Genomic DNA, 21,245 nt, shown 5'->3' with positions numbered 1-21,245 from the left:
GCCCGCTTCGCCACGACGGGCAATATGCATCCGGCATGTATCAGATGCGCACCGTCCGCCGATAATTCAACATCAACAACGAACGTATCATTGTGCCTCGCGTCCGACGCGGGGCGATAAGTCCTGGGGAAAGGGATGATATGACCGAAGAAAAGCGGCTTATTTCCGCCGAATCCGTTACCGAAGGCCATCCTGACAAGGTCTGTGATCAAATCTCCGATGCCATTCTCGACGACCTGCTGGCGCAGGATCCCACGAGCCATGTCGCCGTGGAGACCTCCGCCGCCACGGGCGTGTTCCTGGTCTTCGGCGAAGTCACGTCCAAGGGGTACTGCGACGTGCAGGCCAAGGTCCGCGAGACCCTGCACAACATCGGCTACACCTCCTCCGAAGTCGGTCTGGACGCCGATTCCTGCGGTGTGATCGTGGCCATCACCGGCCAGAGCGCCGAAATCAACCAGGGCGTGAGCCGTCTCAACGCCGCCGAGGAGTCCGCCGCCAGCCGCGAACAGCGTTACGAGGCGCAGGGCGCCGGCGATCAGGGCGTGATGTTCGGCTACGCCACCGATGAAACCCCCGTGCTCATGCCGCTGCCGATCTATCTGGCGCATCGTCTCGCCTTCCGTCTGACCGAAGTGCGCAAGTCCGGCGAGGTGCCGCATCTGCGCCCGGACGGCAAGACCCAGGTGACCATCGAATACGACGACAATGACCGCCCCGTGCGTCTCGACACGGTGCTCATCTCCACCCAGCATGACCCCGAGGCCACGCACGAGTGGCTTGAGGCCCAGCTCAAGGAGCACGTCATCGACCCGGTGCTCAAGGATGTGCTGGGCGACAAGGTGCCGTACGAGGGCTATCGCCAGCTGGTGAACCCGACCGGCTCGTTCGTGCTGGGCGGCCCGGCCGCCGACGCGGGCCTGACCGGTCGCAAGATCATCGTGGACACCTACGGCGGCGCCGCCCATCACGGCGGCGGCGCGTTCTCCGGCAAGGATCCGAGCAAGGTGGATCGTTCCGCCGCATACGCCACGCGCTGGGTGGCCAAGAACATCGTGGCCGCCGGCCTGGCGCACAAGGCCGAGGTACAGGTGGCGTACGCCATCGGCGTGGCCGACCCGGTGTCCATCAATGTGGAGACCTTCGGCACCGAACGTGACGGCGTGACGCGCGGCCAGATCGCCGCCGCGGTGCGCAAGGTGTTCGACCTGCGTCCGGCCGCCATCATCGACGAACTCGACCTGAAGCGCCCGATCTACCTGAAGACCGCCGCATACGGCCACTTCGGCCGCACGGACGTCGAGTTCCCGTGGGAGCGCACCGACAAGGTGGACGAGCTCAAGGCCGCCATCGCCGCGGAGTGAGTCCGTTTTGCGGGGCTCCCCTCTCTGAGGGGAGCTGGCGGCGAAGCCGACTGAAGGAAGCACATGGATATCACCGCAACTCCCCTCAGTCTCACTTCGTTCGACAGCTCCCCTCGGAGAGGGGAGCCAAAGAATGACGCCGGCTTTGGCACATAACGAAGGCGGTGGGTGTCTGCTGTTAAAGCAGGCACCCACCGCCTTTCGCATATGGGCAGAAGAATCGTCGACTCAGCGTGCGTCTGGCTCGGCTTTGCCATTCTCCTCGGCCTTGCGGCAGTCGGCGCACAGTCCGAATACCTCCAGCGTGTGGGATTCCACGGTGAAGCCGTGTCCCTCGGCCACCTTGCGCAGCCAGGTTTCGCTCGGCGGGTCGATCTCCACGGTCTTGCCGCAGTTGCGGCACACCAGGTGATGATGGTGGCCGTCGTCCCCGCACAGGCGGAACAGCTGCTGGCCGTCCAGACGGATGGTGTCGGCGGCACCGGCGTCCGCCAGCGCGTTCAGCTGACGGTAGACGGTGGCCAGGCCGATTTTGGAGCCCTCGTCCTGCATGCGGCGGTGCAGGTCCTGCGCGGAGATGAACTCGTCGCAGTCCGCGAGCGCCGCATGGATGGCGTCTTTCTGCTTGGTCTGACGTTCGATATGTTCAGCCATGCCGGCGCTTACGCCTCCTGAGCGGACGGCGCGGCAGGCTCGGACGGCTGCACGAACGGGCGGGCGTAGGGCTTCAGATCATCCCAGCAGCCGGTCGCCTCAAGCTCGGCCACCGTGCGGGCGGTGTCGTCCGTGAGCACGGTGATGTGGCCCATCTTGCGGTTGTGGCGCACCTGGGCCTTGCCGTAATCGTGCACGTTCCATTCCGGGTGTTCGGCGATCTGCGCGCGCGTGGGAGACACATGCTGGCCGAGCACGTTGACCATCACGGCCGGGCTCAGAAGCTTCGGCTGGATGAGCGGCCAGCCGGCGATGCCGCGGATGTGCGCGTCGAACTGGTCGATGGAGCACGCCTCGATGGTGTAGTGGCCGGAGTTGTGCGGACGCGGGGCGAGCTCGTTGACGATGACACGGCCGTCCTTGGTCACGAACAGCTCGATGGCGAGCGTGCCGGCCAGTTCGAAGCCCTTGGCCAGCTCCAGCGCCATCTCATGCGCGGTCTTGGCGATCGCCGGGCTCACCTCGGCCGGGGCGATGGTCATGTGCAGGATGTTGTTGCGGTGGTCGTTGCGCACGATCGGGAAGGTCACGTAGTCCTTGCCGTTGCCGGAGACCAGGATGGACGCCTCGAACGCGAAGTCCACGAAGCCTTCGAGGATCGAGGGCGGGAAGCCGCCGCCGCGGTCGCCTCGAGCGCGGATCTTCTCCAGATCGGAATCGTTCTTCAGCACGTGCTGGCCGTGGCCGTCGTAGCCGCCGGAGCGGGTCTTGAGCACGCACGGGTAATGCAGCTCGTCGATGGCGGCCTCGAGCTCGTCGAAGTCGTTGACCTCGCGCCAGGGAGCGGTTTCGATGCCGTGCTGGTTGATGAAGGTTTTCTCGTTGATGCGGTCCTGGGTCACGCGCAGCAGGTCGGTGCCCTGCGGGGCGGCCACAAGATGACGCACCTCGTCGATGGATTCGGCGTCCACGTTCTCGAATTCGTAGGTGAGCACGTCGGACTTCTCCGCCAGATCATGGATGGCGGTCTTGTCGTCGTACTCGCCCACCACCTGGAAGTCGGCCACCTGCGCGGTGGGGCAGTCCGGGGTCGGGTCGAGCACGCCGATGCGGAAGCCCATGTATTTGGCGGACAGGGCCATCATGCGGCCGAGCTGACCGCCGCCGATGATGCCGATCGTGGCACCCGGCTGCAGCATGGAGACGGCGCCGTGGGTTTCCTCAGACAAGCTGGGCATTGGATTCAGCCACCTTTTCCTTCAGGGAGTTGCGGTAGTCCTCAAGCTTTTGGGCCAGGGACTCGTCGAACGCGGAAAGCATCTGCACGGCGAGCAGGCCGGCGTTGGTGGCACCGGAGTTGCCCACGGCCGTGGTGGCCACGGGGATGCCGCCGGGCATCTGCACGATGGACAGCAGCGAATCCCAGCCGGACAGGGCATGCGAACGCACCGGCACGCCGATCACGGGCAGCGTGGTCTGGGCGGCGATCATGCCGGGCAGGTGGGCGGCGCCGCCGGCACCGGCGATGATGACCTTGAGACCGTTCTTGCGGGCGTTGTGCGCGAAGTCGGCCATGAGTTCCGGGGTGCGGTGCGCGGAGATGACCTGCTTGTGGTAGGCGACGCCGAACTGGTCGAGGATGTCGCAGGCGCGCTTCATGGTCTCCCAGTCGCTGGAGGATCCCATGACCACCGCGACTTCGGGCTTGGATTCATTTGCCATTATCATTTACTCCCTAGTTATTGAGAATGATGATTTCACTGTACTCCCCTGTGCCGATTCGCCTGCAGGGTCAGACCTCCAGCACGATCTTGCCGAACATGTCGCCGCCGACCATCCTGGCGAAGGCTTCGGGCGCGGCGTCAAGGCCCGTGTACACCGAATCGATGGCGGGATGGAGGTCGGCATGCTCCACGAGCCGCAGCAGGCGGGCGAAGTCCTCGCGCGAGCCCATCGTGTTGCCCTGCACGCGGATGTCCTGGAAGAAGATGCGCGTCAGTTCCGCACCGGGCCGGTCGCCGGTGGTGGCGCCGCAGATGGCGATGGTGCCGCCCGGGCGCACGGATTTGACCGAATGGCTCCAGGTGGCGGCACCCACGGATTCGATGACCGCATCCACCTTGCGCGGCAGCCGTGCGCCGGTCTCGAAAGCGGCGTCCGCACCGAGTTCCAGCGCCTTGGCCCGCTTGGCCTCGCTGCGCGAGGTGACGAACACCTCAAGGCCGGCCGCGTGGGCCAACTGGATGGCCGCGGTGGATACGCCGCCGCCGGCGCCCTGGATGAGCACGGTGTCCCCCGGCTTGACGTTCGCCGCGTTGAACAGCATGGAATAGGCGGTCAGCCAGCTGGTGCCGAGCGCGGCGGCCTCCGCCATGGTGAGGTTCGTGGGTTTGACGAACACGTTGGCGGAGGGCACAGCGGTCTTCTCGGCCAACGTGCCGGGATACTTCTCCGAAAGGATCGTGCGGCGTTCTCCGGGGGCCACGCCCGCGCCGTCCGTGCCGACGAAGGTGTACAGCACCACTTCGCTGCCGGCCTTGAGGCCGTGCTTGCCGGGGATGTCCTCGTCCAGGATGCCGGCGGCGTCGGTGCCGAGGATCATCGGCGTCTGCTCGGCGGCGAGGCCCACGCCCTGCAGCGACCAGAGGTCATGATGGTTCACGGTCGCGGCCCTGACCGAGACGGTGGACCAGTACGGACGGGCCTGCGGCTCCGGCCGCTCCCCCACCTCCAGTGCTGTAAGCGGCTCGGCTGGGTTGACGGTGGATGCGTATACGGCCTTCATGGCGAGCTCCTTTGCTGGTGTGCTACGGCAAATACCGCCATCATTCTCCCACACCGAGGCCCGGAAAACAGGGTGCCGCACATGATTTACGGAGATGTTGGACGCATTGCCGTTCAGATCGTCGCGGGTCCGTCATCGGACGGTAGCATGGCTCATTTGGATAAGGCTTTGAAATAGGATGACATGCCTCTTTTTCTTGGCTCCCCTTGTCAGGGGAGCTGTCGGCTCAGCCGACTGAGGGGTAGTCCCGTACGACTCAGGTCAGTCTTGACATTAAGAAGACTTTTGAGGTTATCGGCATTGGAAGGGGATTCGCAGGAATGAACGGCATGGGTGATGGCACGGTGAATACACAGCATGATGATTCCGCTCCCCTGCTGCGTGACATCACCGGCCCGGCGGACGTCAAGGCCCTCTCCGACGGGCAACTGCACGAGCTATGCCGCGAGATCCGCCGCACGCTGCTGGATTACGGTCATCTGCACGGCGGCCATATCGGATCCAATCTGGGCATGGTGGAGGCCACGGTGGCCCTGCACAAGGTGTTCGATTCGCCACGCGACCGCATCGTGTTCGACGTCTCCCATCAAAGCTACGTGCACAAGATGCTCACCGGCCGTGCCGCCGCATATCTGGACGCCGGTCGTTTCGGTGAGGTGACCGGTTTCACGAACCCGGACGAAAGCGAGCATGACCAGTTCGTGCTTGGTCACACCGGCACGTCCATCTCGCTGGCGTGCGGACTGGCGAAGACCCGCGACACGGAAGGCCCGGACAGCGGCATCGGCAATGTAATCGCCATCATCGGCGACGGTTCGCTGAGTTCCGGCGTGGCGTTCGAGGGACTGAACAACGCGGCGGAGCAGGGCGGCAACATCATCGTCATCGTCAATGACAACGAGATGTCCATCGCCGGCGATTTCGGCGGCATGTACGGTCCGCTCGCCCGCCTGCGCGCCTCCGACGGCACGGCCCAGCCGAACCTGTTCGAGGCGTTCGGGTTCGACTACCGGTATGTGGAGCACGGCAACGACGTGGACGCGCTCATCGCCGCGTTCGACGAGGTGAAGGACACCGACCACCCGGTGGTGGTGCATATCCATACGCTGAAGGGTGCGGGGTATGCGGGCGAACCGTCCCTCGATACGACGATGACTGCCGAGAACGCCGCCCATGACGCCGCGGGCGAAAGCGCCAGGGCCGTAAACCCCGGAGGCGACATCGGCATCAAGCCCACCGATAACATCGCGCACGCCGAACCGTGGCATTCGGACCATTGCAACCTGTCCGACCACGAGCCGCACGAAGGCCAGTGCGAAGCTTCGCATTGGCAGAACCCGGATGCCGCGCTCGGTCGTCCGGACGACCCGCGCAAGCATTACGGCAAGCTGGCGATGGCCGCGCTCGAGCCGCGTTTCGCCACCGAGCCGGGACTGGTGGTCATCTCCCCCGCCACACCGGGCTCCAACGGCATCACCCATGAGTTCCGTGAACGCGCGGGCGCGCATTACGTGGATACGGGCATCACCGAATCGCACGCGGTGGCGTTCGCGGCGGGCATCGCACGGGCCGGCGGCACGCCCGTGGTGGCCACCACGGCCTCGTTCTTCCAGCGCGCCTACGACCAGTTCTTCCAGGAGATGAGTCTGAACCGTTCGCGCGTGACCGTGCTGGATTTCCTGGGTGGTCTGTCCGGTTCAGACAACACCCATTCCGGCGCGTACGACGTGGCGATGTTCGCCAACATCCCCGGCGTGACGATGCTGGCGCCGACCTCGCAGGCCGATTTCCTGGCCGGACTTGCGTGGGCCACAATGCCGGCCGGGGCCGCGGGCGCGCCGGACGGCCCGGTGGTGATCCGCGTGCCGGGCGAGCCGATTCTGGCGGCGGAGCGCGATGCCTCGTTGCTGCCGTTGACGGGCGGGCGCGGCGCTGCCAACGTATGCGATGCCGCCGAAAGCCGTTCGGATACGGATATGCTGTCGTGGCGCATCACACATGCAGGGGCCCGCGTGGCGCTGATCGGATTGGGCAACACGTACCCGCTGGCCGAGCGTACGGCCGTCGAACTGGCCGAGCAACACAATATCGATGCGACGGTCATCGACCCGAGACAGTGCAGCACGCTGGACACCGCCGTGCTGGAGTCGTTGCGCGAGCGCCACGGGCTTGTCGTCACATTGGAGGACGGCCAGCTGGAAGGCGGCTGGGGCGAGAAGGTGACCGCGTATTACGCGAATCACCGCATCGCAGGCGGCGACGGCACCGGTCACGCCGAGCACACCGGACGCAACCCGCACGTGCTGAACTTCGGCGCCGCCAAGGAGTTCACCGACCGCATCCCGCTGGCCGAGCTCAACGAACGCTACGGCCTGACCGTACCGGCCATCGTCAGCGCCGTCACTCGCTGTTCTTGATCGCGTCCAGGGCGGGGATCTTCACGGCCTTGTTGGCGGGGCCGAAGCCGAAGAGCAGGCCGATCAGCGTGGAGAACAGGATGGCGAAGAGGAACAGCCACCAGGGAATCACCGAGAAGCGCGTCACATCCTCGCCGCCGACCAGCGCCTGCCAGAATCGTTCCCCGAACGAGAGCGATTCGGCGTCGCTTGTGCTGACGTCGTACATCGATGCGAAGTACGTCATGCCTATCAGGTTGATGCCCAGCGATATCAGCCCGCTCAGCACGCAGCCGATGAGCCCGCCGAAGAAGCCGATCGCGCCGGCCTCCGTCAGGAACATCACGCGGATGTCGCGCACATAGCAGCCGAGCGCTTTCATGATGCCGATCTCGCGCGTACGTTCGGTCACGGACATGACCATCGTGTTGGCGATGCCGATGGCCGCCACCAGCAGGGACACCGCGCCGATGCCGCCCAGGATGATCTGGATGCTGCGGGTCTGCTCCTCCATGGACTTGCGCATGTCCTCGTAGGAGTAGGTCTCGTAGCCCATGGATTTGAGCTGCGACTCCACTTCGGGCACGGAGGTCAGATCGGCGGCCTTGACCAGCACCTGATCGTAGGTGGTGCCCTGCTTGGCGGCCGACGGGTTCACCTTGGCGATCAGTGCCTTGAGATCGTCAACGCTCATGACCAGTCCGCTGGAGGTGGCGTAGCCCTTGTTGCCATCCGCCTTGACGATGCCGGAGACGTTCAGGTCGAGGCTCACCGTCTCGGATTGCGTGCCGGTGCCGCCCATGTTGCCGTACATCTGCATGGTGGACGGGTCGCCCTGATAATCGGCGCCGGTCACGAGCGTAATCTGCGTCTTCATCGGGTCGAAGAACGGCTCCTGGTCCTCGGGCTCCTCGCATTCGCCGGTGGCCTCGTTGTAGGTGCAGGAATAGCTGCCGTCGCCGCGATTGGCGTAGCGCATGTCGCCGCCTTTGAGCATGTCCATGAAGTCGTAGGCGGTCCATTCGCCGATCAGCACCTGCCCATCCTTGGAGGGCATGGCACCGTCCTTGAGCTTGTAGCCCATACGCTCGAACTGGTCCATGTCAATGCCCATGATCTGCACGTAGTCGGCGACGTACCTGCCGCCGGCGCCGGCCTTGAGCGTGGCGTTGTACGGGAAGTTCATCATCGGGGTCACACCGGAGACGCCTTCGATCTGGCGGAAGGATTCGATCGCCTTGTCGTCCAGTTTGATGGTTTCGGTGCCCGAGCCGGTGTTCACCGTGCCGCCGCCGTTCATGTACACGGTCACGATGGACAGGTCGCCCATCTGCTTGAGCGTCTGCTCGTTGCGCTCGTTGATTCCCTGGGCCAGGGAAACCATGAGCACGATGGAGCAGCAGCCCACGATCACGCCGAGCACGGTCAGAATGGTGCGGGATTTGCGTCGCCAGAGGTTCTGGCGGCATAGTCGCAGGATATCGCCGAATCGCATGGCAGGGCCTTTCGTCAGGCCTTGTGGAACGGGCCGGAGAAGCGGGACTTGCCCGGCTTGGCCTGGGCGGCACCGTTTGCGGCGTCGGCGTCGTTGGCGGGGTCTGCGGGGGATGCAGCGGGAGCGATGACCTGGGTGGCGGCGGTGTCACCGGTGCCGGACGCACCCGCACCGCTGACGGACCCATCGCCATCGGACTTGACCTGACGGGCTCCGCCGGTGGAATCACCGTCGCCGGAACCGGCCCAGTCATCCCACTCCTCATCGATGTCGTCCTTGGCCTTCTTCCTGCGCTTGCGGCGCACGATCACCACGATCAGCACGATCACGCCGGCCACGACCACCACGGCCACGACCCACACCCACCACGGCACGCCCTGGTTGGTGTCCACGTTCGCGTTCGGATCGACCACGCCGCCGTCGTCCACGGGCATCGGATCGCTGACAGTGAGCTTGACCGGGAATTCCTTGGTCTTGGTCTGGCCGTCCGAATCCTCGTAGGTGATCTTGAGCTTGGCGTCCAGCTCGCCGGAGGCCTGCGGCGTGAAGGCGTAGCCGATCGAACCGGTGGCGCCGGAAGCCACGTTGCCCACGTACTGGGTCTTCATGGTGGCATCGAAGCCCTCGCCCTCCATGGTGGCCTCGACGTTCGAGATGTCGCCCTTGCCCTTGTTCACGTACTCCATGGTGAGCGTGGTCTCCTCGCCGGCGAAGGCCTGGTCCGGCAGCACCGGGTCGTTGATCTCGAAGCGGTCGGGCTGGCTGATAGGCACGGAGATCTTGATGTCGGACTGGTTCGAGGAGCGCGAGCCGGCGTCCACGTACTCGTATTTGAAGCTCACGGTGACGGGTTGCGCGCCGGACTTGGCGGAGGCCAGGGCCTGCATGGGCACGGATTGAGTCATGGCGTATCCGGCCCACAGCGAGTCCACGTAGAACGTGTTCGTGCCGCCCGCGATGGCGAAGCTTTCGCCGCCGTCCACGGTGATCACCATGTTCGAGACGGCCACCTGTCCCATGTTCTGGAAGGTGAAGTCCAGGTTGAAATCGGAGCCGGCGGGCACGGATTCGCCGCCGTACGTGAAGTTGGTGACGATGATGTTCGGCACCGGGCCGCCCACGGGGGCGGTGTCCGCACCTTGGGAGGAGTCGCCACCCTCGTCCACGGCGTAGGCGGGGTGCGGCAGGGAGATGACGGTGAGCGCCAGTGCGAGTGTGGCGAACAGCGCCACGATGACGGCGAGGGTGCGGTTGGTGATGTGCTTCATCGGTCAGCTCCTTGAACTGCTGGGGTGGACGGAATAATGGGTTGTGCGGATGATGTGGGCTGGTTGAGCCGGTCGTCGACGATCTTGCCGTCGAGCAGCGTGACGATGCGGTCGGCGTAGGAGGCCATCTGCGGATCATGCGTGACCAGCACGATGGTCTGGTTGAAGTCATGGGCGAACGCGCAGATCATGTCCATGACCTCGGCCTTGGTTTTGGAGTCGAGGTTGCCGGTGGGCTCGTCGGCGAACACCACCTCCGGCTTGGTCACGAACGCGCGGGCGATGCCGACGCGCTGCTGCTGGCCGCCGGACATCTGCCGGGGATAGTGGCCGAGACGATGGCCGAGTCCCACGCGCTTCAGGACGCCACGGGCCGCGCGTTCGCGCTGGTCCTTGGGTACGCCGCGGAACATGAGCGGCATGGCCACGTTCTCCACGGCCGTGAGGTTCGGCAGGAGGTTGTACGACTGGAACACGAATCCGAGATGCTTCTGCCGGAAGGCGGCGAGTTCGCGTTCGCTGAGCTTGCTGACCGGCACTCCCCCGATGCGCACGCCGCCGCGCGTGGGCTTCTCCATGCCGGCGAGCTGGTTGAGCAGGGTGGATTTGCCGGAGCCGGATTCGCCGAAGATGCAGCAGATCTGGCCCTGGGGTATGGCGAGGTTCACGCGGTCGAGCGCCACCACCGTCTCGTCCTCGACGGGGTACTCCTTGCGCAGGTTTCTCACTTCGATGATGGGTCGGGGCACACGCACCTTCTTCTCTCTCGTTCGTCGCCGTTGGCGGACGGTCGGTGCGATCGGCGGAATCATGCCACATGAATCATGCCGCGGAATGGACCGCGGATGGATTGCGACGATGTTTCCTTCTCGCACGTTTTCCAGCAAGTCTAGTGCGGACGTTCAGGCTTCGCACCCCGTAAGGGTGTTCCCTGATGGCGGCTCCGGGGTGACATCTCCGAGGTGGCGGTGACGGCCCTGCGACACTCGGGGCCGGAGCCGGAACCTTCCCAATCGCGCCCGGCATGGCTAGACTGGGATGCGGCTAGGGGAGCGATTTCGCTGAGACCGTTTGGGACCCTTTGAACCTGTGAGGCAATGCTCGCGTAGGGAAGCAACGTGTTGTTCCGCGAAGGTCCGAGGTTACGAAGCGGTGATCCGGCGCCTTCGATGCTCTGGCCGCAATAACGATAACGGGCTGTGCCGCGCACGACGAATGCGCGCGGCACAGCCCACGAAGTGTTTCATGACGCGCTCATGAAGCGCACGGAGTAAAGGAATCGCCATGACCAAGGCCAAATTCGACGGATACGCAGCGGACTACGACAGCTGGTTCATCGCCAACGAGAACGTGTTCCTCAGCGAGCTCAAGCTGCTCAAGCTTTCCCTTGACCTGGCCGGTGTCGCCGGAGACGGCGCCGATGCCAGGATTCTGTCCGTCGGCTGCGGCAGCGGCCTGTTCGAGAAGGCGCTGAAGGACGAGTACGGTCTGACCGTCACCGAGGGCGTGGAACCGTCCGAGGACATGGCCGCCATCGCCCGCAAGCGCGGCATGGAAGTGCAGATCGGCACCGCCGAAACCGCCGACCTGCCCGCGGACACATACGACGTGATCTACTTCAACGGCAGCTCCAGCTATATCCCCGACCTGACCGTCGCATACCGCAACTGCCTCGACGCGCTGAAAAGCGGCGGCAAGCTCGTTCTCATCGACGTGCCGAAGGAGAGCGCCTACGGTCTCATGTACCTGCTCGCCTCCGTGCAGGACGGCTATTCCAGCCACGAGCTCGAAGGCACGATGCCCGAGCTCCCCTACCCCATCGAGCTCGCGAAGTCCGCGTACTGGCACACCACCGAGGAGAAGATCGGCATCCTGACCGACCAGCTCGGCCTGAAGAACCTGCAGTACGCTCAGACGCTCGTGGCCAACCCGGTCTACACCAACCGCGGCGTCGAGGAGCCCTCCGAGGGCTACACCAAGGGCGGCTACGTCGCCATCGTGGCGGAGAAGTAGCGGCGCGAGGATAAAACGCAACACAAAACGGGTTCCAACGGAAATGAATCGTTGGAACCCGTTTTGTATGTGCAAATACATAGGTTTCGCCGCAGCTCCCCTCAGTCAGCTTCGCTGACAGCTCCCCTCAGGGAGGGGAGCCGGAAAACGGCGTTCGGACCGCTGCTACTCCAGTTCCACCGCTCCGGTGTAGAGCTGGTAGTACTCGCCCTTCTGGGCGATGAGCTCGTCGTGGGAGCCGCGCTCGATGATGTTGCCGTGGTCGAGGACCATGATCACATCGGAGTTGCGTACGGTGGACAGGCGGTGGGCAATCACGAAGACCGTGCGGCCCTTCATCAGCGCGTCCATGCCGGCCTGCACCACTTCCTCGGTACGGGTGTCGATGGAGGACGTGGCCTCGTCGAGGATCAGCGCGGGCGGGTCGGCCACGGCGGCGCGGGCGATCGAGATGAGCTGGCGCTGGCCCTGGGACAGACCGGAACCGTCGCCCTCGAGCACGGTCTGGTAGCCGTTGGGCAGCATGCGGATGAAGCTGTCCGCGTTCACCAGCTTGGCGGCCTCGATGCACTCCTCGTCCGTGGCGTTCAGGCGGCCGTAGCGGATGTTGTCCATCACGGTGCCGGTGAACAGGTTCACGTCCTGCAGCACGATGCCCAGCGAGCGGCGCAGATCGGGCTTCCTGATGCCGGCCACGGAGATGCCGTCGTAGAGGATCTGGCCTTCCTGGATGTCGTAGAAGCGGTTGATGAGGTTGGTCACCGTGGTCTTGCCGGCACCGGTCGCACCGACCAGCGCCACCTTCTGGCCGGGCTTGGCGAACCAGGTGATGTCGTGCAGGACCGGCTTGTCCGGGTTGTAGCCGAAGGTCACGTTGGTGAAGCGCACGTCGCCCCTGAGCAGCGTGTACCGGCCGTCCGGCGAGGTGATCGCCTGTTCCTTGGCCTTGATGGCCACCTCGCGGGCGGAACCGCGCAGCTTTTCGGCGGCCTTGAGGGAACGGGTGCCGTCGTCGCCGGCCTCGCGCTTCCATGCCCAGTGGCCGGTCTCGTGGTCCACTTCGGTCATGGTGTGGCCGTCCTCGCCGAGTTCGACGTTCACCAGCGTCACGGTGCCGCCGTCCTGTTCCACGGGCTCGTCCATCAGCGCGAAGATGCGGGAAGCGCCGGCGAGCGCCATCATCACCATGTTGAGCTGCATGGAGACCTGGCCGAGCGGGTTGATGAACGAACGGGAGAGAGTCAGCAGCGAGATCAGCGTGCCGAGGGTGAGCGAGCCGAAGCCGGACAGGCCGAAGTTGCCCACGCCGGCGAGCGCCATGGCGCCGCCCACGATGGCGAGCAGGATGTAGAGCATGTAGCCCATGTTGCCCACGATCGGCATGGTGACGTTGCCCCAGGTGTTCGCTTCGGCGGAGGCCTCGAACAGCTCCTGGTTCTTCTTGTCGAAGGTGTCCTGCGTGGCATCCTCGTGGTTGAAGACCTTGATGACCTTCTGGCCGTTCACGGACTCCTCCACGAAGGCGTTCACGTCGCCCAGCCACTGCTGCTGCTTGACGAAGTAACGGCCCGCACGGGAGACCACCTTGCGCACGATGAAGAACAGCAGCACGGTGAACAGCAGCACGAACACGGTGATCGGCACGGAGAGCCACAGCATGGAGATGACGGCCGCGATCGCCGAGATCAGCGAGGCGAACATCTGCGGGAACGACTGGCTGATGGCCTGGCGCAGCGTATCGGTGTCGTTGGTGTAGCGGCTCATGATGTCGCCGTGCTCGTTGGTGTCGAAGTAGCGGATCGGCAGGTGCTGCTGGTGGGCGAACATGTCATCGCGGATCTTCTTGAGCGTGCCCTGCTCGACGGTGACGATGAGCCACTGCCACAGCCAGCTCGCCACGATGCCGGCAAGGTACAGGCATCCCATGAGCGTGATCGCACGCAGCAGCGGACCCCAGTCGGGGTTCTTGGCACCCACCATCGGCAGGATGTACGTGTCGATGAGGGACTGGAGGAACAGCGCGGAGCCGGCCTGCGCGGCGGCTCCCACGAGGATGCAGACCACGATGGCGGTCACGCGCCACTTGTATTGCAGGATGTAGCCGAAGATGCGCTTGGTGGTGCCGGGAGCCGGCTTGCCCATGGCGGGCTTGCGGTCCTTGAAGTTCTGCTTCTCGCTCATCGTGCCTCTCCTTCCTGTTCGGCGCCGCGCACGGCTGCGGCCTCGCGTGCCGCGGCCTGTTCGAGCTCGGCCTGGCCGGCGGCGGTGTTCTTGGTCTGGGATTCGTAGATGGACCGGTATTCGTCGCAGGTGGCGAGCAGCTCCTCATGCGTGCCGCGGGCCATGATGCGGCCCTCGTCCATCACGAGGATCATGTCCGATTCCTGCACCGAGGCCACGCGCTGGGCGATGATGATCTTGGTGGTGTCCGGGATCTCGTGGTGGAACGCGGCGCGGATCAGCTGGTCGGTCTTGGTGTCCACGGCGGAGGTGGAGTCGTCCAGGATCAGGATCTTCGGCTTCTTGAGCAGCGCGCGGGCGATGCACAGGCGCTGGCGCTGGCCACCGGAGACGTTGGTGCCGCCCTGTTCGATGTACGTGTCGTACTTGTCCGGGAACTCCTGGATGAAGCCGTCGGCCTGCGCGAGCTGGCAGGCGTGGCGGATCTCCTCGTCCGTGGCCTCCGGGTTGCCCCAGCGCAGGTTCTCGGCAATGGTACCGGAGAACAGCACGTTCTTCTGGAGCACCATGGCCACCTGGTCGCGCAGGACCTCCAGATCGTAGTCGCGCACGTCGCGGCCGCCGACCTTGAGCGTTCCGGCGGAAACGTCGTACAGGCGCGGGACCAGCTGGACCAGCGAGGACTTGGCGGAACCGGTGCCGCCCACGATGCCCACGGTCATGCCGGAGGCGATCTTGAGGTCGATATCGTCAAGCACCGGCTTCTCGGAGTTGTCCGAGTAGCGGAAGGTGACGTGGTCGAATTCGATGGAGCCGTCCGCCACGTAGTCGACCGGATTGGCCGGGTCCGTCACGGTGCTCTGCTCCTGCAGCACCTGGCAGATACGCTCGGCGGAGGCCTGGGAGATGATGAACATGACGAAGATCATCGAAAGCATCATCATGGACATGAGGATCTGCATGGCGTAGGTGACCAGTGCGGTCAGGTCGCCGGTGGTCAGGCCCATCGCGGCGTTGTTGCCGGAGGCGACGATCTGCTGGGCACCCATCCAGGAGATGAGGATCATGGAGCCGTAGATGCAGAACATCATGATCGGGCTGTTGAAGCTCATGATGCGCTCGGCGAGCGTGAAGTCCTTGAAGATGCGCTTGGAGATGCGGTCGAACTTGGAGATCTCGAAGGATTCGCGGTTGTAGGACTTCACCACGCGGATGCCCTGCAGGTTCTCGTCCACCACGTTGTTGAGCGCGTCGTACGTGTGGAACACGCGCTCGAACACCGGGTGCACCAGCACCGCCAGGCCGCACAGGCCCAGGCCCAGGATCGGGATGCAGGCCAGGAACACCATCGAGATGGACGGGCTGATGCGGAAGGAGAAGATCCAGGCCACCACGACCATGATCGGGGCGCGCACGCCCATGCGGATCATCATGGCGTAGGCGTTCTGCAGGTTGGTCACGTCGGTGGTCAGTCGCGTGATGATCGAGCCGGTGGAGAAGCGGTCGATGTTGGTGAAGCTGAAGCCCTGCACCTTCTCGAACTGGTCGTGACGCAGGTTCTTCGCGAAGCCGGCGGCCGCGATGGCGGCGAACTTTCCGGCCAGGAAGCCGCAGGCCAGCGAAATCAGCGAGCAGGCCAGCAGGATCAGGCCGAACTTGACGATGGCCGGCATGCTGCCGTCGGTGATGCCCTGGTCGATGAGCGCGGCCATGACCGTGGGGATCACGATTTCCAGGATGCTTTCGATGGTCACGAACAGCGGGGCCAGCCAGCTTTCCTTGGTGTACTCGCGCATGGACTTGCCCAGCGTGCGGATGACGTGCTTCGGCCGGTCCGGCTCGGTGGCTTTGCGCGACTGTTCGATCGCCGTTTCGGTGGCGACGATGTTGTTCTCGCCGACCTTGTCGGTCGTATCGCTCATTTGCTCTCCTCCTTCATGTCTTGTTCGTATTCCCGTTGTGCGGCGTCGATGTTCGCCCGCATGCGTCTGACGTAATCACGCATGGCCGCCTGTTCCTCGGCGGTGAGTCCCTTGAGCAGCATCTTTTCGACGCGCTCGCCGTTCGCTTTGAGATCGGCCACGATGGCGTCCGCCTTGTCGGTGAGCACGATGCGCTTGAGCCTGGCATCATGGGCGACCGGCTCGCGCACGATCAGCCCCTTCTTCTCCATAAGCGTCAATACGCGCGACGCGGTGGAACGTGTGATGCAGAACTTCTGCTCTATGGTGTGCTGATAGACATCGCGGTCACGGTTGCGCGCCAGGAAAATGATGATATGGGCGTTGCCGCCGGTGGCCATACGGGCCGACTCCGGCATGCTTTCGCCCAGATACCGATCCACGGCCTTGCTCAGTGAGCGCATTTCGACGCTGAGGGCATGATGATCCATATCGCTCCCCCATTCGATTGCCCGACTGTTTTGACATATACGTCGCACCTGCAACTGTTGTATATGCAACGAAAAATGATAATAGGTACCGCATACAACAGTTGCAGATACAACAATCGGCGTGTCGCGGGTGGTCGCAGGCGAGCCGCGAGGACAGGATGCCTCGGATATGACTTAGGCTCCCCTCGGGGAGGGGAGCCGGATTTACACGTCATGCCGATTACGCGGCCGACACACTACTTCGTCAGCTTGGCGTATTCGTCGAGCAGGTAGGAGGTGAGGGTCTTGCCGGCCTCGCCGAGCAGGGTCGGCAGCGAGTTGATGGGCATGGACTTGAGGAACATGCGCATCATGGCGTTGTTCGGCAGGACGGGCAGGCCATCGGCACCGGCTTCGGCCGCGGCGGCAGCGGCCTCGACCACCTTGCCGCCCACCGGGTCGGATTCCCATTCGCCGTAGGTGGACCATTCGTCAAGCGGCAGGGACTTGCCGTCGCCGTCAAGCTCCACGGTCACGGTCGCGGCGATGTCGCGGCTGGAGGTGCCCACCTCGATGCCGTACTCACCGGATTCCACGTGCCAGTCGTTGAACTTCTCGGACCAGTAGGCGAAGGCGCGCTCGTCGAGGTCGATGGTCACGGTCTTGGACTCGCCGGCCTTGAGGAACACCTTCTCGAAGCCCTTGAGCTCGTGGGACGGACGGGCCACGTCGGCCTTGCCCGGCGCCACGTACACCTGCACGGTTTCGGCGGCGGCCACGTCGGACGTGTTGGTCACGGTGGCGGTCACGGACGCGGTGTTGGCGCCGGTCTTGGCCGCGGTCACATCGGAGATCTCGAAGGTCGCGTAGCTCAGGCCGTAGCCGAACGGGTAGTCGACGGCCTTGCCGTAGGTGTCGTAGTAGCGGTAGCCGACGAACACGCCTTCGCCGTAGTCCACATGGCCTTCCTCGCCGGGCCAGTTGAGCATGCTCGGGTCGTCGTTGATGTCCAGCGGAATGGACTGGGCGAGCTTGCCGGAGGGGCTCACCTCGCCGAAGATCACGTCGGCGAGCGCGGGGCCGCCGGCCTGGCCGAGCAGCCACGATTCCAGGATGCCCTTGGCGGAGTCGGCCCACGGAGCCACGGAGACGACCGAACCGTTGGACAGCACCACGGCCACGTTCTCGTTGACAGCGGCGATGCGACGCAGCAGGTCGATCTGCTTGGCCGGCATGTCGAGGGTTTCGCGGTCGAAGCCCTCGGATTCGGCGGCTTCGGGCAGGCCCAGGAACACGAGCGCCACGTCGGCGGCCTCGGCGGCCTTCACGGCTTCGGCCTCCAGCGCCGGGTCGGCCGGCTCGAGGTCGAGCGTGAAGCCGGGGGCGAAGTCAGTCTTGATGCCGCGTTCGGCGAGCGTGTCGAGGAACGAGGTCATCTTGGTGGGGGTGATGTGCGAGGAGCCGCCGCCCTGGTAACGCGGGGTGCGGGCGAATTCGCCGATGACGGCGATCTTCTTGCCACCGTTCGGGTCGAGCGGCAGGATTGCATCCTCGTTCTTGAGCAGCACCATCGATTCGACGGCGGCCTGGTGGGCGACCTCGTCATGCTCGTCCACGTCGAAGCGGTAGCCGTCGATGCTCATGGCGGCGCGGGCCTTGTTCGTCAGGTCGATCATGCCCTGGGCCATACGGTCGAGCTGGGCGGGGTCGATGCGGCCGTCGCGGGCGGCGTAGACGATCTGATCGTCCGTGAAGCTCGGCGGCATCTCCAGGTTGAGGCCGGCGTTGAGGGAGGCCACGCGGTCGTGGTCGGCACCCCAGTCGGACATGACGATGCCCTCGAAGCCCCATTCGCCGCGCAGCACGTCGGTGAGCAGCCAGTGGTTCTGGGCGGAGTGAACGCCGTTGATGCGGTTGTAGGAGCACATGATGGTCCACGGCTGGGCGGTCTTGACGATGTGTTCGAAGGCCGGCAGGTAGATCTCGCGCAGGGCGCGCTGGGAGATGCGAGCGTCCACGCGCAGACGGTCGGTTTCCTGATTGTTGGCGGCAAAATGCTTCAGCGAGGTGCCCACACCCTTGGACTGCACGCCCGCGACGATGCCGACGGCCTCATGGCCGGCCAGGTACGGATCCTCGCTCCAGTACTCGAAGCAACGGCCGCCGAGCGGGTTGCGCTTGATGTTGACGCCGGGGCCGAGGATGACGGCGACCTTCTCCTGGATGCACTCCTCGCCCATGGCCTCGCCGACCTTGTGGATGAGCTCCGGGTTCCACGAGCTGGACAGGCCGGCCGCGGGCGGGAAGCAGGTGGCGGGTACAGAGGCATCCAGATCGGTTTCACCGGTGCTGGCGGCCAGGGACTTCCTCAGGCCGTGGGGGCCGTCGGTGATCATGTAGCCGGGGATGCCCTTGGACTCGACGCCCTGCAGGTGCCAGGCGTCGCCGCCGGAGGTGAGGGAGGCCTTCTCTTCGAGGGTCAGGTCCTTGACGGAGGGGTAGGTGTGCTCGCTCATGTGTGCCTCTTTCCTTGAGTCGTGCGATTGCATGTTGGTCTCGCGCGGTTGCTGCGGCATGTCTGGCCGCATGCCGCCCAGGATTCGTCCGCGAATCCCTTCAGCCGATTTTCTATCGACCGACCGGTTGGTAGGTAGATTATCAAAATCGATAGCACAACACGCCGAAATCATTTGAAATCACTACTAACCGACCGTAAGGTTACGAGTATTCTTGTCTTCGGCAAGAGCCGGCACACCAACGGAGAGTGGCTCGGCGCAACCACGCGCATCGCACGGCGTATTCGACCGCCACGCTCTCAGAGACGGAAAGCAGAGAAGAGGCCCGTATGAGCGATACCACATCCTCCCCCACCGCGCAGGCGGACGACCGCCGCAACGCCATCATCGATGCGACCGTCGAATCATTCGGCAAACTCGGCTACTACGGCACGTCGCTGCAGCGTATCGCCACCAAAGTGGGCCTCACCAAGGCCGGCGTGCTGCACTATGTCGGCAGCAAAGAGGGACTGCTCAGCCTGGTACTGGGCGAAGTGTACGACCGGGAGACGTTGGACATCATGGCCGCCATGGTGACCGAACGACGCCCGCTCATCGCGGATATGTGGCGGCGCATCGTGGCGGTGAACGCCAAGCGGCCCGCGCTGGTGCACATGTTCTCCACACTGAGCGCCGAGGCTCTGGATCCCGAGCACCCGGCGCATGACTATTTCGCCGACCGCGAGCGACAGGCCGTGTCCAACGCCATGAACATCAACTGGTGCGTGCCGGACGGCGTGAGTGTGGAGCACGTGCTGCAGGCCGGCTTCTCGATGATGGACGGCTTGCAGCTGCGCTGGCTGCGCACGCCCGGTCAGGACCTTGCGGCCATGTGGGCCGATTGCGAGGATGTGCTCATGCCGCTGCCGATGTGGGATGGGTACCGGTAAGGCCAATCCACGTCAGGGGCTTCATGACCTCTTTACCTCCAATAACGCGAAGTCGCCTGCATAAGCAATGCCCAGCAGACTTCACTGGCCTCCCACTCCAAATTTGCATCGAAGCCGTTCGGCCACAAGCCGGCCTGTGAACCTCACTCAATTCCTTCAGTGAAGCCGAACGAGCAAAAACCTCGCATCGACTTCACTGACATCATTTCATCGAAGTTCTCTATCCAGTAACCGGACAATCGACTTCGCTGAGCAATGAAAAAGAGGTTGGATGGCCAGTTTTTGGCATTCCAACCTCTTCTAGGTCACCTATTTGTGATCAATCACAAATAGTGCTTGCAGTAGTCGGCGATGTCGCGGATCACCTGATGCGCTTCGGCGGCTTCGGGATCGCCGGCCTGCACGATGTTGAACACATGGCCCAGCGCGCGCTCGGTGCCCTTGGGCCATACGCTCATGGCGTGGTCCTTGTGACGGGCATGCAGGATGCGGGCCAGCTCGTAGGTGTTGTCCGCGATGAAATCCTCCACGCTGGTGATCATGTAGATCGGCGGCACGGCACCGTCCACGATGAGCTTGTCCAGGTCGAGGTACGGCGTGATCTTGATGCGGTCAGCCGGCGTCTGCAGATAGCCTTCCATGTAGTAGCTCAGCGCGGTGGCGTGCACCCCGCCGGACAGGCGGAACATACCGGAGGTCACCACGAGAGCCTTCACGTCGACGCCGGAAGGTTTGAGTCCCAGAGCTCCCGCCAGTTGCGGCGAACCGTTGGCGGCCGTGAGGTAGAGGGCCAGCGCACCACCCGCGGAATCGCCGGTCACGCATACGCGCTCGGTGTCGAGACCGTATTCGGCGCCATGGTCGCGGATCCAATCGAGCACGGCCATCGCGTCCCGAAGTTGTGTGGGGAAGCTCACCGAGGGCACCAGCGAATAGTTGGCGTTGACCACGGCGAATCCCTGCTTGGCGAGCAGCATGTCGCGGCACTCGTTGTTCTCCTTGTTGCCGTAGTACAGGCCACCGCCATGGAAGTCCACGATCACCGGCAGTTTGGTGCCGTCCTCGGCATCGGCCGGCGCATACACGTCCAGCAGATGGGCGTCGCTGCCATCATCCACATAGGCGATATCCTTGCGGCGCTCCACACCTTCCGGCAGCACTTGGGCCGCCAGATGCGGCGCGTCCCCGGCGGTCATGGCCGCCACATTCGTGGTGAACAGGTCGCGCGCTTCCTGACTAATCATGATGTTCGTTTCCTTTGCTTGTAATTGAA

At 64.3% G+C, this 21,245-nt stretch carries 16 protein-coding genes and 2 riboswitches; of the genes, 4 read left to right on the top strand and 12 right to left on the bottom strand.

The genetic code is table 11. The features are described from left to right. The first annotated feature begins 83 nt into the window (after positions 1 to 83). A riboswitch (SAM riboswitch) is annotated at positions 84 to 145 on the top strand. Beyond that, a complete protein-coding gene (gene metK, locus JS536_RS02850; RefSeq protein ID WP_214303822.1) occupies positions 141 to 1,364 on the top strand; it encodes a methionine adenosyltransferase in 1,224 nt (407 codons plus the stop codon). Its footprint overlaps the riboswitch before it by 5 nt. A 228-nt stretch (positions 1,365 to 1,592) precedes the next feature. On the opposite strand, the gene JS536_RS02845 is transcribed toward metK, so the two are convergent. From JS536_RS02845 to JS536_RS02830, 4 genes are all read right to left on the bottom strand, one after another. Then, entirely contained in the window at positions 1,593 to 2,018 is a 426-nt protein-coding gene (locus tag JS536_RS02845) for a transcriptional repressor (RefSeq protein WP_214355677.1), read from the bottom strand. Between the two features lie 8 nt (positions 2,019 to 2,026). Continuing rightward, positions 2,027 to 3,256: a 5-(carboxyamino)imidazole ribonucleotide synthase gene (purK, locus tag JS536_RS02840; protein WP_214355676.1), complete on the bottom strand. Its 1,230-nt coding sequence runs from the start codon at positions 3,254 to 3,256 to the stop codon at positions 2,027 to 2,029. After that, on the bottom strand, positions 3,240 to 3,746 hold the full coding sequence (gene purE / locus JS536_RS02835) for a 5-(carboxyamino)imidazole ribonucleotide mutase (protein WP_338024718.1): 507 nt from the start codon (positions 3,744 to 3,746) through the stop codon (positions 3,240 to 3,242). Before purE ends, purK begins: the two co-directional genes overlap by 17 nt. Before the next feature lie 64 nt (positions 3,747 to 3,810). Continuing rightward, the gene (locus JS536_RS02830) at positions 3,811 to 4,803 is read right to left on the bottom strand and encodes a zinc-binding dehydrogenase (RefSeq protein WP_214355675.1); all 993 of its coding nucleotides are present in this window, start codon (positions 4,801 to 4,803) and stop codon (positions 3,811 to 3,813) included. Positions 4,804 to 5,132: 329 nt separating this feature from the next. Between JS536_RS02830 and JS536_RS02825 the strand changes: the two genes are divergently transcribed. Beyond that, positions 5,133 to 7,220: a 1-deoxy-D-xylulose-5-phosphate synthase gene (locus JS536_RS02825; RefSeq protein WP_240544214.1), complete on the top strand. Its 2,088-nt coding sequence runs from the start codon at positions 5,133 to 5,135 to the stop codon at positions 7,218 to 7,220. On the opposite strand, the gene JS536_RS02820 is transcribed toward JS536_RS02825, so the two are convergent. Genes JS536_RS02820 through JS536_RS02810 form a run of 3 tightly spaced genes read right to left on the bottom strand, consistent with a single transcriptional unit; the run spans position 7,204 to position 10,711 of the window. Continuing rightward, complete coding sequence (locus tag JS536_RS02820) at positions 7,204 to 8,694, bottom strand: ABC transporter permease (protein WP_214355673.1); 1,491 nt, start codon at positions 8,692 to 8,694, stop codon at positions 7,204 to 7,206. The two genes, JS536_RS02825 and JS536_RS02820, sit on opposite strands and share 17 nt — an antisense overlap. Before the next feature lie 14 nt (positions 8,695 to 8,708). Next, on the bottom strand, positions 8,709 to 9,962 hold the full coding sequence (locus JS536_RS02815; RefSeq protein WP_214355672.1) for an ABC transporter permease: 1,254 nt from the start codon (positions 9,960 to 9,962) through the stop codon (positions 8,709 to 8,711). Continuing rightward, on the bottom strand, positions 9,959 to 10,711 hold the full coding sequence (locus tag JS536_RS02810) for an ATP-binding cassette domain-containing protein (protein WP_214355671.1): 753 nt from the start codon (positions 10,709 to 10,711) through the stop codon (positions 9,959 to 9,961). The genes JS536_RS02815 and JS536_RS02810 overlap by 4 nt, the downstream gene beginning before the upstream one ends. Before the next feature lie 287 nt (positions 10,712 to 10,998). Further along, a riboswitch (TPP riboswitch) is annotated at positions 10,999 to 11,091 on the top strand. Positions 11,092 to 11,246: 155 nt separating this feature from the next. On the opposite strand from JS536_RS02810, the gene JS536_RS02805 reads away from it, so the two are divergent. Next, the gene (locus tag JS536_RS02805; protein WP_214303814.1) at positions 11,247 to 11,975 is read left to right on the top strand and encodes a class I SAM-dependent methyltransferase; all 729 of its coding nucleotides are present in this window, start codon (positions 11,247 to 11,249) and stop codon (positions 11,973 to 11,975) included. 165 nt (positions 11,976 to 12,140) lie between these two features. Here JS536_RS02805 and JS536_RS02800 read toward each other — a convergent pair whose 3' ends face one another. From JS536_RS02800 to JS536_RS02785, 4 genes are all read right to left on the bottom strand, one after another. After that, positions 12,141 to 14,156: an ABC transporter ATP-binding protein gene (locus JS536_RS02800; protein ID WP_214355670.1), complete on the bottom strand. Its 2,016-nt coding sequence runs from the start codon at positions 14,154 to 14,156 to the stop codon at positions 12,141 to 12,143. Next, positions 14,153 to 16,078 (bottom strand): ABC transporter ATP-binding protein, encoded by a 1,926-nt coding sequence (locus JS536_RS02795; protein WP_214355669.1) that lies wholly within the window; start codon positions 16,076 to 16,078, stop codon positions 14,153 to 14,155. The genes JS536_RS02800 and JS536_RS02795 overlap by 4 nt, the downstream gene beginning before the upstream one ends. Then, positions 16,075 to 16,548 carry a MarR family transcriptional regulator gene (locus tag JS536_RS02790; protein WP_109056580.1) on the bottom strand — a complete coding sequence of 158 codons (474 nt, stop codon included), beginning with the start codon at positions 16,546 to 16,548 and terminating at the stop codon, positions 16,075 to 16,077. The genes JS536_RS02795 and JS536_RS02790 overlap by 4 nt, the downstream gene beginning before the upstream one ends. A 236-nt stretch (positions 16,549 to 16,784) precedes the next feature. Beyond that, on the bottom strand, positions 16,785 to 19,043 hold the full coding sequence (locus JS536_RS02785; protein ID WP_214355668.1) for an exo-alpha-(1->6)-L-arabinopyranosidase: 2,259 nt from the start codon (positions 19,041 to 19,043) through the stop codon (positions 16,785 to 16,787). Between the two features lie 329 nt (positions 19,044 to 19,372). Between JS536_RS02785 and JS536_RS02780 the strand changes: the two genes are divergently transcribed. Continuing rightward, a complete protein-coding gene (locus JS536_RS02780; RefSeq protein WP_214355667.1) occupies positions 19,373 to 19,972 on the top strand; it encodes a TetR/AcrR family transcriptional regulator in 600 nt (199 codons plus the stop codon). Between the two features lie 323 nt (positions 19,973 to 20,295). On the opposite strand, the gene JS536_RS02775 is transcribed toward JS536_RS02780, so the two are convergent. Beyond that, positions 20,296 to 21,216 (bottom strand): alpha/beta hydrolase, encoded by a 921-nt coding sequence (locus JS536_RS02775; RefSeq protein ID WP_214355666.1) that lies wholly within the window; start codon positions 21,214 to 21,216, stop codon positions 20,296 to 20,298. Positions 21,217 to 21,245 lie beyond the last annotated feature (29 nt).

Source organism: Bifidobacterium sp. SO4 (assembly GCF_018555355.1).
Classification (GTDB): Bacteria; Actinomycetota; Actinomycetes; order Actinomycetales; family Bifidobacteriaceae; genus Bifidobacterium; species Bifidobacterium miconisargentati.
Note: the sequence above shows the minus strand (reverse complement) of the source record. Positions and strands in the feature narration are given on the sequence as shown.

Excerpts from the sequence above, each read along its gene's own strand:
- JS536_RS02830 (WP_214355675.1), bottom strand. The coding sequence starts at position 4,803 with ATGAAGGCCGTATACGCATCCACCGTCAACCCAGCCGAGCCGCTTACA.
- JS536_RS02825 (WP_240544214.1), top strand. The coding sequence starts at position 5,133 with ATGGGTGATGGCACGGTGAATACACAGCATGATGATTCCGCTCCCCTG.
- JS536_RS02785 (WP_214355668.1), bottom strand. The coding sequence starts at position 19,043 with ATGAGCGAGCACACCTACCCCTCCGTCAAGGACCTGACCCTCGAAGAG.
- purK (WP_214355676.1), bottom strand. The coding sequence starts at position 3,256 with ATGCCCAGCTTGTCTGAGGAAACCCACGGCGCCGTCTCCATGCTGCAG.
- JS536_RS02800 (WP_214355670.1), bottom strand. The coding sequence starts at position 14,156 with ATGAGCGAGAAGCAGAACTTCAAGGACCGCAAGCCCGCCATGGGCAAG.
- metK (WP_214303822.1), top strand. The coding sequence starts at position 141 with ATGACCGAAGAAAAGCGGCTTATTTCCGCCGAATCCGTTACCGAAGGC.
- JS536_RS02815 (WP_214355672.1), bottom strand. The coding sequence starts at position 9,962 with ATGAAGCACATCACCAACCGCACCCTCGCCGTCATCGTGGCGCTGTTC.
- JS536_RS02780 (WP_214355667.1), top strand. The coding sequence starts at position 19,373 with ATGAGCGATACCACATCCTCCCCCACCGCGCAGGCGGACGACCGCCGC.
- JS536_RS02820 (WP_214355673.1), bottom strand. The coding sequence starts at position 8,694 with ATGCGATTCGGCGATATCCTGCGACTATGCCGCCAGAACCTCTGGCGA.
- JS536_RS02790 (WP_109056580.1), bottom strand. The coding sequence starts at position 16,548 with ATGGATCATCATGCCCTCAGCGTCGAAATGCGCTCACTGAGCAAGGCC.
- JS536_RS02795 (WP_214355669.1), bottom strand. The coding sequence starts at position 16,078 with ATGAGCGATACGACCGACAAGGTCGGCGAGAACAACATCGTCGCCACC.
- purE (WP_338024718.1), bottom strand. The coding sequence starts at position 3,746 with ATGATAATGGCAAATGAATCCAAGCCCGAAGTCGCGGTGGTCATGGGA.
- JS536_RS02845 (WP_214355677.1), bottom strand. The coding sequence starts at position 2,018 with ATGGCTGAACATATCGAACGTCAGACCAAGCAGAAAGACGCCATCCAT.
- JS536_RS02805 (WP_214303814.1), top strand. The coding sequence starts at position 11,247 with ATGACCAAGGCCAAATTCGACGGATACGCAGCGGACTACGACAGCTGG.
- JS536_RS02775 (WP_214355666.1), bottom strand. The coding sequence starts at position 21,216 with ATGATTAGTCAGGAAGCGCGCGACCTGTTCACCACGAATGTGGCGGCC.